The sequence below is a fragment of the Mucilaginibacter psychrotolerans genome (assembly GCF_004519315.1).
GTDB lineage: Bacteria > Bacteroidota > Bacteroidia > Sphingobacteriales > Sphingobacteriaceae > Mucilaginibacter > Mucilaginibacter psychrotolerans.
Map to the genome: position 1 here is coordinate 138,606 of NZ_SOZE01000014.1, position 11,344 is coordinate 149,949.

14 protein-coding genes are annotated in these 11,344 nt (G+C 45.3%); 8 read left to right on the top strand and 6 right to left on the bottom strand.

What is annotated here, in order from left to right; genetic code table 11:
• Window positions 1–87 precede the first annotated feature (87 nt).
• Window positions 88–1,077, top strand: coding sequence for a 3-keto-disaccharide hydrolase (locus E2R66_RS15025; RefSeq protein ID WP_204985934.1), 990 nt, complete (start codon window positions 88–90; stop codon window positions 1,075–1,077).
• 173 nt (window positions 1,078–1,250) lie between these two features.
• On the opposite strand, the gene ung is transcribed toward E2R66_RS15025, so the two are convergent.
• Window positions 1,251–1,931 (bottom strand): uracil-DNA glycosylase, encoded by a 681-nt coding sequence (gene ung / locus E2R66_RS15030; RefSeq protein WP_133231944.1) that lies wholly within the window; start codon window positions 1,929–1,931, stop codon window positions 1,251–1,253.
• Between the two features lie 71 nt (window positions 1,932–2,002).
• Here ung and E2R66_RS15035 point away from each other — a divergent pair, with 71 nt between their 5' ends.
• A complete protein-coding gene (locus E2R66_RS15035; RefSeq protein WP_133232167.1) occupies window positions 2,003–2,560 on the top strand; it encodes a DUF2892 domain-containing protein in 558 nt (185 codons plus the stop codon).
• A gap of 33 nt (window positions 2,561–2,593) precedes the next feature.
• Here E2R66_RS15035 and E2R66_RS15040 read toward each other — a convergent pair whose 3' ends face one another.
• On the bottom strand, window positions 2,594–2,809 hold the full coding sequence (locus E2R66_RS15040) for a hypothetical protein (RefSeq protein WP_133231942.1): 216 nt from the start codon (window positions 2,807–2,809) through the stop codon (window positions 2,594–2,596).
• A 217-nt stretch (window positions 2,810–3,026) separates the two neighbouring features.
• Between E2R66_RS15040 and E2R66_RS15045 the strand changes: the two genes are divergently transcribed.
• Entirely contained in the window at window positions 3,027–4,979 is a 1,953-nt protein-coding gene (locus E2R66_RS15045) for a sialate O-acetylesterase (protein WP_133231940.1), read from the top strand.
• Between the two features lie 42 nt (window positions 4,980–5,021).
• Here E2R66_RS15045 and E2R66_RS15050 read toward each other — a convergent pair whose 3' ends face one another.
• Window positions 5,022–5,345: a 1-deoxy-D-xylulose-5-phosphate synthase gene (locus E2R66_RS15050; protein ID WP_133231938.1), complete on the bottom strand. Its 324-nt coding sequence runs from the start codon at window positions 5,343–5,345 to the stop codon at window positions 5,022–5,024.
• A gap of 9 nt (window positions 5,346–5,354) precedes the next feature.
• A complete protein-coding gene (gene lysS / locus E2R66_RS15055) occupies window positions 5,355–7,082 on the bottom strand; it encodes a lysine--tRNA ligase (RefSeq protein WP_133231936.1) in 1,728 nt (575 codons plus the stop codon).
• Window positions 7,083–7,197: 115 nt separating this feature from the next.
• Here lysS and E2R66_RS15060 point away from each other — a divergent pair, with 115 nt between their 5' ends.
• The 5 genes from E2R66_RS15060 to E2R66_RS15080 all read left to right on the top strand — a co-directional run bounded on the left by E2R66_RS15060 (window position 7,198) and on the right by E2R66_RS15080 (window position 10,338).
• Window positions 7,198–7,437: a hypothetical protein gene (locus E2R66_RS15060; RefSeq protein WP_133231934.1), complete on the top strand. Its 240-nt coding sequence runs from the start codon at window positions 7,198–7,200 to the stop codon at window positions 7,435–7,437.
• Window positions 7,438–7,468: 31 nt separating this feature from the next.
• On the top strand, window positions 7,469–7,852 hold the full coding sequence (locus tag E2R66_RS15065) for a putative toxin-antitoxin system toxin component, PIN family (RefSeq protein ID WP_204985935.1): 384 nt from the start codon (window positions 7,469–7,471) through the stop codon (window positions 7,850–7,852).
• A gap of 68 nt (window positions 7,853–7,920) precedes the next feature.
• Window positions 7,921–8,604, top strand: coding sequence for an HAD family hydrolase (locus tag E2R66_RS15070; RefSeq protein WP_133231930.1), 684 nt, complete (start codon window positions 7,921–7,923; stop codon window positions 8,602–8,604).
• A gap of 1 nt (window position 8,605) precedes the next feature.
• Window positions 8,606–9,229, top strand: coding sequence for a CatA-like O-acetyltransferase (locus E2R66_RS15075; RefSeq protein WP_133231928.1), 624 nt, complete (start codon window positions 8,606–8,608; stop codon window positions 9,227–9,229).
• A gap of 95 nt (window positions 9,230–9,324) precedes the next feature.
• A complete protein-coding gene (locus E2R66_RS15080; protein ID WP_133231926.1) occupies window positions 9,325–10,338 on the top strand; it encodes a Kelch repeat-containing protein in 1,014 nt (337 codons plus the stop codon).
• 121 nt (window positions 10,339–10,459) lie between these two features.
• Here E2R66_RS15080 and E2R66_RS15085 read toward each other — a convergent pair whose 3' ends face one another.
• Window positions 10,460–10,774 carry a DUF4253 domain-containing protein gene (locus E2R66_RS15085; RefSeq protein ID WP_158288420.1) on the bottom strand — a complete coding sequence of 105 codons (315 nt, stop codon included), beginning with the start codon at window positions 10,772–10,774 and terminating at the stop codon, window positions 10,460–10,462.
• Between the two features lie 95 nt (window positions 10,775–10,869).
• A complete protein-coding gene (locus tag E2R66_RS15090) occupies window positions 10,870–11,160 on the bottom strand; it encodes a hypothetical protein (protein WP_133231922.1) in 291 nt (96 codons plus the stop codon).
• Window positions 11,161–11,344: the final 184 nt, after the last annotated feature.

Below are 11,344 nucleotides of genomic sequence, written 5' to 3' on the forward strand. Positions count from 1 at the left end.
TTCGATTGTAAGCTAAACCGATCTGAAATGGGCGTTTATTTCAAAATCTCAATTAACTTCGTAGCTTTAAAAATATAAACCATAAATATGAAAATTTTACCCGTAACATTTTGCAGGGGCGTTGCCCGCTTTATTGGCGTACAGCTTGTTTTGTTAATGATCTTAACGGCATCCTTCAGCGCATCGGCACAGGATCATCAATTGCTTAAAGACCCTGACGTAATTGGCCGCTGGGATTTGACGATGGAGAAAGACGGCAAAACCCAGCCATCGTGGCTGGAGGTGCAAAAATCGGGTACGCATACACTTATCGGTCGCTTTACTTATGCTTTTGGCAGCGCGAGGCCTATATCGGAAGTTAAATCACACGATGGCAAATTCAGCTTCTCCATCCCACCGCAATGGGAGCAGGGCGACCGCAATATGGATTTTGAATTTGAAGTTGCCGGCGATGTAATAAAAGGCAGTATGGTTTATACCGATGGCAAAACCTATAACTTTACCGGCGTGCGTGCTCCAAGGATGTTGCCTGCCAAGGCACCCGTTTGGGGCAAGCCAATTGCACTGTTCAACGGTAAGAACACCAAAGGCTGGCACACGGATGGCAGACCTAACCAATGGATAGTTGAAAAAGGCGTATTGCGCAGCCTGCAATCTGGCGCCAACTTGTTAACCGATAAAACCTTCGGCGATTTCAAATTGCATATCGAATTCCGCTACAAACAAGGCAGCAACAGCGGCGTGTACCTGCGTGGCCGTTACGAAGTACAGGTAATTGATACCAAAAGTGGTGCGCCTGAGCCGATAAATAATCAATTCAGCTCTATTTATGGCTTTTTGCCGCCGAATAAAATGATGGCCAAAAACCCGGGAGAATGGCAAAGCTATGATATCACATTGGTTGGCCGCTTGGTCACCATTGTGGCTAACGGAACCGAAGTAATTTGCAGGGCAGAAATTCCCGGCATCACTGGTGGTGCCATAGACAGCCGGGAGGGCGAGCCCGGTCCGTTAATGATACAAGGTGATCACGGGCCTATCGATTACCGCAATATCGTAATAACACCGGCTAAGTAAAGCACTATACTCAACAAACAGAACGAGCCTTGCAAACCAGTTTGCAAGGCTCGTTCTGTTTGTTTTACATTCCTCATCTCCGCGCCATTAGGCGACAAATTAAGCACTAAGTTAAACATGAATGCCTTGTGTTTTCCACCTGTAGATTTACAAATCTCGAACCCGCATATCTATTAGATTTGCCAATCAATCGGCTGTTTCCCTTGTTTTACCAGGAAATCATTCGTTTTAGAGAACGGCTTTGAGCCAAAGAACCCACCGTGGCTTACGGCCAGCGGCGAGGGATGGGTAGATTTGATGATGAGATGGTTGTTATTGGGATTTATAAGCACGCCTTTCGATTGCGCATAAGCTCCCCACAGAATAAATACCAATCCCACCTTTTCGTCGGATATTTTTTTGATGGCGGCATCGGTGAAGGTTTCCCAGCCTTTCTTTTGGTGCGAGCCTGCGGTGGCGGCGCGTACCGTCAACGTCGCGTTTAGCAGCAGCACCCCTTGCTGCGCCCATTTGGTCAAATCACCGCTTTTTGGTATTTGAAAGCCGGGGATATCCGTCGCCAGTTCTTTATATATATTGCGCAGGGAAGGAGGAGGAACGATGCCCTCGCGTACCGAGAATGACAGCCCATGTGCCTGCTCCGGCCCGTGATACGGGTCCTGACCGATGATCACTACTTTCACCTCATCCAGTGGGGTGGTGTTGAAGGCATTGAATATTTCGGCATTTTTAGGGTAAATAGTATGCCCCGCATCCCGTTCCTGCTTAAGGAAGCTTTTTAGTTGCAGCATATAGGGCTTTTCCAGTTCTTCGCCCAAAATATTTTTCCATGATTGTTCTAATTCTCCGGCCATAAATCTTGATACAGATGTTTTATTGTGCTTACAAATAACGATATTCGCACTTTGATTATACAATACAAATGATGTCGAATTTAGTTAGATTGATTATAGCCTGCGTTACTATGGGCGGCGGTGTTGCTCTTTGTGTTTTTGGCTTTTGGGGTTGGGGGATCCCCGTTATTTTAATTGGTGGTTTAATACTGCTGACTTTCTTTTTTAACGAAAATATGCTGATAGCCCAGTATTTCCTCCGCAAAGAAAAGATGGAGGAATCCGAACAATGGCTTTTGAAAATTACCGACTACGAAAAACAGTTATATAAAGCACAGCACGGTTACTACAACCTGTTGGTGGGTTTGATAGAATCGCGCAAGGCGCCGCTGAAATCTGAGAAATACTTTAAGAAAGCCCTGAGCTTGGGCATGAGCATGAGCCACAACACAGCCCTGGCCAAGTTAAGCCTGGCAGGTATATCAATGGCGAAACGCGATAAACGCAACGCCGAGATCTATTTAAAGGAAGCCGCGAAAGACGATAAGAACAAGCTACTTGCCGATCAAATTAAAATGATGAAAGGCCAAATGGCCCAAATGGATAAACAGCAGGTAGTACGCGGCGGTTTTCGCCAGCAGAAGTTCTAAACCTGTAAAACGATAGATGAAAAATAGCATTTGCTATTTTTCATCTATCGAGCTGTAGTACTCAGGCTCCGAAGAGTCGCTTTTTTTACCGTTTAGATAGCTGTCGATATAGTTGAATTCCTTCTGTTCGCTTGGCTTAGAAACCTCCACCATTTTCAACAGGCTACGGATAAACGACAGGTCGAAAGTGCTCCTGTTTAGTTTTATCAGGTACTCGTTTTCGGTTATTTCCAGGATAGAGTTAGTCATGGGTATTCGTATTAATATGATTTTTATAAAGTTAAAGATGTTGTTTAATACGAGAGTTCTTTTTGTTTTATCCTTTTGTTAAGAAATTGTGAATAAGGTTTGGTCGGTTTTTCACAACTGTGGAAAGCCTGCGTTGATAACCACCGTCCATTCGGCGTAAATACCTATATTTACCTTGCCAACCAGCTTAAAAATATTCTTACAGGTTATACCGCAAATGAAAGCCTTACTCTTCATCATCTCTGCATGCTTTGTAGCCAACTCTGGTTACGCGCAGCTTGTACCAGCCAAATTATTCAACAACCATATGGTTTTGCAGCGCAACCAACCTATACCAGTTTGGGGCACGGCTGCAAAAAACGCAAAGGTTTCCGTGAGTCTAAATGGTAGCGCGACGACTGCGGTTGCGGATGCTACAGGTCATTGGAAGGTTACGTTAGCACCCATGAAAGAAGGAGGGCCGTATATGATGCGGATAGCATCGGGAAAACAATCGCTGATCTATACTGATGTAATGCTGGGCGAAGTTTGGCTATGTTCGGGGCAATCGAACATGGAGTTTCATCTTAGGGACGCTTACGGCTACAAAGCAGAGCGCAAGCTGGCCGCCAGTGTTGCTGTGCGAGAATTCGATGTGCCCCGCAAGGTAAGCCTAACACCCCAAACTGAACTAACTGGTGGGGAATGGCGATTGGCGACAAATGCCACCGTCGGCGATTTTTCGGCTGTGGGGTATTTCTTCGCCAGGCGCCTCGCAGAAAACCTGCATGTTACCGTGGGCCTTGTAAACAGTAGCTGGGGTGGTACCGAAGCGGAGGACTGGATAAGCAAAGATGCTATGCTGGCCTCGCCGGAATTGTCCGCAGCGGTGCCCGGCTTGCCTGTAAACGATAAACAGTTGGCCGCCCGCGCCAATAACAAATTAAAACGCTGGGCTTTCCGCAACGGGGAAGTCATGAATTATAGTTTGGCTGACCTCGCCGCAAAACCAGCCGCTTTTTTTGACACATGGCAGCAGGGTTACATGCCTAGTTCCTGGGAGTGGGTGGGCAGGTTGTACTCGTACCGGGGGCAGGGTTTTATGCAGCGCAGCATTGTTTTAGACAGTACTTACGCAACAGAGAATTCCTCTATATCTTTAGGGAATTCCGCTGCTAATACCACAGTTTACCTCAACGGTGTTCGGTTAGATAAAGGCGATAATAGCACTACTTTTAAGCTGCCTGCGGGTAGTTTTACGGGTGGCTCAAACAGTCTGTTGATTTATATGGGTCCGCAAAAGGACACCTCACGGTTCGATATCGGCCTTAGCGGGCCGGCGCAGGATATGTACGTACGCTTTAACGATACCACCATTACACTGGCCGACAGCAAATGGCGCGTAATGCCCGATTTAAGCAAGCCTTACCACTTTGATTTTTTACCTAATAACAATGCATCATCGCTTTATAACAGCATGATAAACCCTGTCGTACCTTACGGTATAGCTGGTGTTATCTGGTACCAGGGCGAGTCTAATGCGGATAGGGCCTATCAGTACCGCAGCGTTTTTCCCTTACTGTTAAGTAACTGGCGCGAAAAATGGGCCAAACCGTTCCCGTTCCTCTTCGTGCAACTATCTTCCTTTGGCGGTTCCCAAAACAGCAATATCGGCAGTAATTGGGCTGAGTTGCGGGAAGCACAAAACAATACTCTAAATCTACCCAACACAGGTACCGCCATCAGCATTGACGCAGGCGACGCTAACAATATACACCCAAGAGATAAAGCTACAGTTGGTTATAGGCTGGCAGCGTCGGCATTCAATGTGGTTTACCATTTGCCGGGATTTGCCGAAAGTCCGCAGTTTGTTTCGACTGAGTTTAGCAACGGATACGCACTCGTCAACTTAAGCCATACCGAAAATGGCTTGATGGTAAAAGATAAATATGGCTATGTAAAAGGGTTTGAATTGGCAGGTGCAGACCATAAATTCTACTACGCCCAGGCTGTGATCACAGGCAATCAGGTAAAAGTTTGGTGCCCCGCAGTCCAGAATCCTATAGCCGCCCGTTACGCCTGGACGGATGCCCCGCTGGATGCCAACCTATTTAATACGCAGGGAATGCCGGTAAGCCCTTTCCGCACTGATGATTGGCCTGGCATTTCGGCCGGGAAAAAGTTTGAATAGTATAAAAATAAGAAAAGGCCGTCGAGGGCCTTTTCTTATTTTTTAATAGTGGGAAACTTCTGATTTGAATTGCGGCAATTCCCTAATCACACACCAATATTCTTCCCGGATATCCTCGTCGATATGAACGGGCTTTGTTCCGCCATACAACCTGTCATTGCCATCTTTTTTGCAGCCCGATATCCAATATTGCTCTAAAGACTCCACATCAACATGGTTATACTTGTAGCCTTTTACCTTAAGGAAAGTTTGCCTATTATAATGTACCGAACGCCCCGTTTGTGAAAACGTCACTTTACCTATCCTGGCATCACCGTTTAACGATTCGGTTTTGTTTTCGATAAACATAATGCGTGTCTTGGCCATGATATTAGTTTAAGAGCACCAGGCTATCACCTCTTCCTTAGTAGGCATCGGGATATCCAGTTTCATTTTCTTGCGCATACCGCCCAAATCGTTAAACAACTTATTCGGGTTTTGGGCCTTCAGCTGTTCAACGGTGTTAATGCCCATATTTTTAAGCACAAGCACCCAAGGGGCTGGTACGCCTTCGGCAACAAAATCTTCGATTGTAGAAATCTTAGCCTGTTCCTTTTTCTCGGGGCGCATCTGCGGGAAGAACAATACTTCCTGTATGGTGCTTTGGTTGGTCATCAGCATTACCAAACGGTCGATACCGATACCCAGGCCCGATGTTGGTGGCATTCCGTACTCCAGTGCACGCAGGAAATCGTCGTCCATCGCCATGGCCTCGTCATCTCCACGACCTGCTAATATCAGCTGCTCTTCCAGGCGTTCGCGTTGGTCAATCGGGTCGTTCAGTTCAGAGTAAGCATTAGCTATCTCCTTGCCGTTTACGAACAGCTCGAAACGTTCCACCAAACCGTCTTTCGTACGGTGTTTTTTGGCCAGCGGCGTCATCTCTATGGGGTAATCGGTAATGTAGGTAGGCTGTATAAGGTGAGCTTCAACTTTCTCGCTGAAAATTTCATCTACCAGTTTGCCTTTTCCCATAGTGGCATTGGTTTCTATGCCCAAATCGGCACACACCTTTAATAAGGCTGCCTCATCCATTGCCGATACATCGATATCGGTGTATTTCAGGATAGAATCGTACATGCTCAGTTTTTCGTACGGACCGGCAAAGTTTATCTCGTGTTTGCCTACCTGTACCACGGGGTTACCGTGAACGGCTTTTGCTACCGTTTCCAAACATTCTTCCACCATGGCCATCATCCAGATATAGTCTTTATAGGCCACGTAGATTTCCATCGAGGTAAACTCAGGATTATGGGTGCGGTCCATACCCTCGTTACGGAACATCTTGCCGAACTCGTAAACGCCATCAAAACCGGCAACGATAAGCCTTTTCAGGTATAACTCATTGGCAATGCGCAAAAAGAGCGGCATATCCAGCGTATTATGGTGCGTATTGAATGGACGCGCCGCTGCGCCGCCATGTACGGCCTGCAGTATAGGCGTTTCCACCTCCAACCAGCCCTGCGCGTTAAAGTAATTGCGCATTGTGCTGATTACCTTAGAGCGGTTGATGAAAATGTTTCTATAATCGGGGTTAACGGTCAGGTCGACATAACGCTGGCGGTAACGCATTTCCGGATCGGTAAAGCCATCGTGTATTGTGCCGTCTTCCTCGCGTTTTACAACGGGCAGCGGTTTAAGGGATTTGGCCAATATGGTCAATTCTTCGGTATGCACCGATATTTCGCCGGTTTGGGTAATGAACACAAAACCTTTTACGCCCACGTAATCGCCAATATCCAACAGCTTTTTAAATACGGTATTGTAAAGTGTTTTATCCTCGCCGGGGCAAATGTCATCGCGTTTGATGTACACTTGCACACGGCCTGTACTGTCTTGCAGTTCAAAAAACGATGCGCTGCCCATGATGCGGCGCGTCATGATACGCCCGGCTACGGTAACCTGTTTATATTTATCCGGGGAGGCTTCGAATTTGTCATTAATATCCTGCGCCCATGCATTTACATCATAGGCTTCGGCAGGGTAAGGGTTAATGCCGAGGGCACGTAACTCTTGCAACGATTTGCGACGGAAAAGTTCCTGTTCGGATAGCGCGATACTCATATTAATACAGTGTATTTTAAGGCTGCAAAAATAGGGTTTTTGAGTGAGATATGAACGTGTAGATTTGAGATAGGAGACATTTGGGTTTGTTGGCACCCAAATGCTATATTTGTATATGGAAGCAAAGGAATTAGTATCCGATTCTTTAAATGAACAGCAGCTGTTGATGCTGCGGTTATTAAAAAAGCCCATGCCCGAAGCATCTTTTAAAGAGATAAAGGAACTTGTGGTAAAGCTTCTGGCAAAGCAAATAGATGAAAGCGTTGAAGAATGGGAAAAGGAAAATGATATTACGCCTCAATATTACGAAGAGTTAAGCAAGCAGCATTTCAGAAGCCCCTCGCGCAAGTCTTGATGAAGGTTGTCTTAGATTCCAATGTACTCTGGTGGCTATTGGCGTAAAAAGCCGCTTTAGGCCAATATGGGCAGCATTTCTGGATCTGGAATTTGAATTGGTAGTTTCTGATGAAATTCTTTACGAATACGAGGAGATTCTGCAACAACATGCCCGCTCTGGAATTGCAGGGTTTGTTATGGAGGTTTTTGCCGAATCGACTAACGTAATTCATCCCCAGGTTTATTATACATGGAATGCAATCAAAAGTGACCCGGATGACAACAAGTTTTTTGATACTGCTGTAGCAGGAAACGCAGATTTCATTGTGACGAATGACGCTCATTTTAATGTTTTAAAACATCTCCCATTTCCCTCGGTTAATGTAATATCAGCTAATGATTTCTTAGGTTTCATTGAAAATAGCCTCATCTGACTTATATCTGCTAATACTAACATCGGTAGCTGCTTTTTATTTGTCCATAGTTAAATATCTTTGCCTCTATGGACATCAAAGTTATCGCGTTCGACGCGGATGATACCCTTTGGGTAAACGAACCCTACTTCAGGCAAACGGAGGAACGCTTTTGCGAATTATTGAGCGATTACCTTTCGCGGCACGACCTGGAGCGCGAACTGCTGCGCATCGAAATTGAAAACCTTGCCTTGTATGGTTATGGCATCAAAGGCTTTATCCTATCCATGATAGAGGCCGCTATGAAAATTACCAACGATACGCTTAGTATAGAAGTGGTGAAGCAGATTATGGATCTCGGCAAGCAGATGCTGAACCAACCCATCGAACTGCTGGATGGGGTGGAAGACGTGCTGGAAGCCCTTAAAGGCAAATACCGCCTGGTTGTAGCTACCAAAGGCGATTTGCTGGATCAGGAGCGTAAACTGAAGAAATCGCGCTTGAACCCATATTTCCATCATATTGAAATCATGAGCGAGAAGGATGACGCCAATTACCTTAAACTGATTAAGCATCTGGATATCCAGCCTTCGGAACTATTGATGGTGGGCAACTCGTTGAAAAGTGATATACTGCCGGTATTAAATGTTGGCGGCTATGGCGTGCATGTGCCTTACCATATTACCTGGGCGCATGAGCACATAGAAGACAGCATAGACAACGAGCGCTTTAAAAGCGTGGACAGCATAAAAGAAATACTGGAACTGTTGTAAGATGAGGACGAAAATAGAATTAGCAGGCTGGCTGCGCGAGGACCATTTTAAACTGTTCAACAGTTTCGAGGAGCCATATTTCAGTATCAATGTTGATGTAGACGTTACAGCGGCCTATGCTAAAGCAAAGGAGCTGGGCGTTTCCTTTTATCTGTATTATTTGTATTGTGCCATTACGGCGATCAATAAAAACGAGAGCTTTAGGTATCGTGCTATAAACGACGAGGTTTTCCTATACGATAGAATAGATGTTACCCACGTGGTGCTGCGCCCGAATGGTACTTTTGGCTTTGGTTTCGTTCCTTACGTGCCTACTCTGGAGGAATTTATCGCCTTGGCTAAAGCAGATACGGATCGTATACTGACCACCACGGGGCTTGATTTAAGCATCCCCCATGAAAACATCATCCACTTTTCGGCCATGCCGGGCATAAAGTTTACCGGGCTAACGCATGCCCGGAGTTTTGCTTTTAAAGATAGTTCGACCAAATTATCGGTTGGCCAGGTTACTGAAGTGCATGGCAAAAAGATGATGCCTTTATCCATCACCGTTCACCACGGCCTTACTGACGGCCTGCACGTTGGGCAGTTTATCGACCTTTACCAACAACTTCTGAACGCTTAAAAGCAACGGACAAGGGCTCAATTGCGTATTTAGCGTATGGTTATATCACTGCATTCAAAATGTATTGATATATTTACTTTTATCTCGCCAATTATATGCTTTTAAAAAGACTGTTCCTGTTGCTTATCGCTACAGCTATGCTTGTTGCCTGTAAAAAGGAGAAACCCTTCGTACCTAATTACGCCAACGCGTTGCCTGGTCTATGGAAACAGCTGGGGGATTTCGGTGGTGTAGGGCGGGTGCGGTCCTATGGCTTTACCATCGGCCGCAAAGGCTATATCGTTGGCGGCAATGCCGGTTCGGGGTTTAACCTGGTGCCACTTTACGACCTTTGGGAATACGATCCCGATACCGACAAATGGACCCGCAAGGCCGATTATCCCGGCCAGGCTGCCGAGTACATTCGGGGCTTTACCATTAATGGCAAGGCTTATATGGGTACCGGCTTTGGTATGCAATATTACGACGGGCCCGATGCCTTACCTCAAAATAAAGACTTTTGGGAATATAATCCTGCAACCGACATCTGGACGCAAAAGGCTGATTTGCCAGCCGTTGGTCGCGAGAATGTTATCGCTTTGGAGATAAATGGCTTCGGCTATCTGGGCTTAGGAACCAACGGTAGCTATGATGCCAATTATAACGATTTTTATAAATATGACGCTGCCGCAGATAAATGGACCCGCATGGCAGATTATCCCGGTAACGGCAGCTTTGGCGTGGCGGCATTCTCGGTAAACGGGAAAGGGTATGCGGGCTTAGGAGGCTCCTCGCCAGATATCGTAAAGAAGGACTTTTGGGAATATGACCCGGCCGCCAACAAATGGACCGGCAAAGCCGATTTTACAGGCAAAGAACGCGTATTCAGCAGCCAGTTTGCTATCGGTACCGATGGGTATGTAGGCCTTGGCACAACCGCAACCTCATCCACAGATGATTGGTATAAATATGATGCCCTGGCGAATAGCTGGATTAAAGTTACCACCTATGGGGGAGCCGCACGTTACGATGCCATAAGTTTTGTTATCGATGGAGTAGGCTATGCAGGCACCGGTAACCCCGGCCTGAAACAGGATATGTGGAAATACACGCCGACTAAGAAGAATTGAGGGGGAAGGCGTATTAAATCTCAGCAAACATAATTACGTTTAAAGAAAGTGGGTTTGGAATGTAATGCACACAATTTCTTCTTTAGGTAACTACATCCAACTTTTGTTTTGATGGATGTGGCTAATCCCACCAGAAATACAGTCGTTTTGTCTTTTTCATTTCGCCTGCAAGAGCTTCAACTGTTTCTGTACCCTGGTCGACCACATCAGGGCACACTTTATATATTTCTTTCGCAAAGGTCAGCCAGTTTTTTGGTTCTTTATGAATCAAAAACTCGCACCAGTCACCCGAGGCTCCAATGAGCTCGAGTGAGTATTGTTTGTCAAATCGTTTAATGATCGTAATTAAACTGTCGTTAGTGATGTTGTAGTTGATACCATCCGTACCTATTTGTTGCAAAACGGAGTATTTGTCGGTTGTTTTAAGGACACCCACTCGATCAGGTTTATTACCAATATTGAAGTTACTCTCTAACAGAAATATGGTATAACCTTTCTTTTTAAAACCATCTTTCAGGTTAAAGACCAGGTTTACGACCGCGAACTCTGCTCATCAAAAACAAGCCCTTTCAGATAAACAGGATCTAACTCTGTTTCTTTTCCTTTCTCATAAATTTTAGAAAGCGAATAATGGAAAGGTTCAATTTTTTTATTAGTCTCTGCCCTAATATCCATCACGATGCTTGAATCAATTTGCAAAGTGTCGCAAATTTTCCGTTCGGTGGCAGTAAGATGGTAGCTACTTGTAGAACCATTTGGATTGCACCCACAGATGGAAGCAAGAGTGACAAGGCTTAGTATCAGTAGGATTTTATTTTGCACCCTTTTATAAATTTTGGTTTTAATAAGAAAATACAAAACCTGAAAAAAGCTTAACGATTTTTATTATAGAATAAGGCGCCTGGGTATTGCTAATAATTTTAGTATATTTAACCTATAGATACCAAACAAGCTAAAATTATGTTTCAAGGATTAAATATACTGGAGTTTACTGAGAAATTCTCAA

Bases quoted from the DNA above. Each gene is read 5' to 3' on its own strand.
- E2R66_RS15025 (WP_204985934.1), top strand. From the start codon at position 88: ATGAAAATTTTACCCGTAACATTTTGCAGGGGCGTTGCCCGCTTTATT.
- ung (WP_133231944.1), bottom strand. From the start codon at position 1,931: ATGGCCGGAGAATTAGAACAATCATGGAAAAATATTTTGGGCGAAGAA.
- E2R66_RS15035 (WP_133232167.1), top strand. From the start codon at position 2,003: ATGTCGAATTTAGTTAGATTGATTATAGCCTGCGTTACTATGGGCGGC.
- E2R66_RS15040 (WP_133231942.1), bottom strand. From the start codon at position 2,809: ATGACTAACTCTATCCTGGAAATAACCGAAAACGAGTACCTGATAAAA.
- E2R66_RS15045 (WP_133231940.1), top strand. From the start codon at position 3,027: ATGAAAGCCTTACTCTTCATCATCTCTGCATGCTTTGTAGCCAACTCT.
- E2R66_RS15050 (WP_133231938.1), bottom strand. From the start codon at position 5,345: ATGGCCAAGACACGCATTATGTTTATCGAAAACAAAACCGAATCGTTA.
- lysS (WP_133231936.1), bottom strand. From the start codon at position 7,082: ATGAGTATCGCGCTATCCGAACAGGAACTTTTCCGTCGCAAATCGTTG.
- E2R66_RS15060 (WP_133231934.1), top strand. From the start codon at position 7,198: ATGGAAGCAAAGGAATTAGTATCCGATTCTTTAAATGAACAGCAGCTG.
- E2R66_RS15070 (WP_133231930.1), top strand. From the start codon at position 7,921: ATGGACATCAAAGTTATCGCGTTCGACGCGGATGATACCCTTTGGGTA.
- E2R66_RS15075 (WP_133231928.1), top strand. From the start codon at position 8,606: ATGAGGACGAAAATAGAATTAGCAGGCTGGCTGCGCGAGGACCATTTT.
- E2R66_RS15080 (WP_133231926.1), top strand. From the start codon at position 9,325: ATGCTTTTAAAAAGACTGTTCCTGTTGCTTATCGCTACAGCTATGCTT.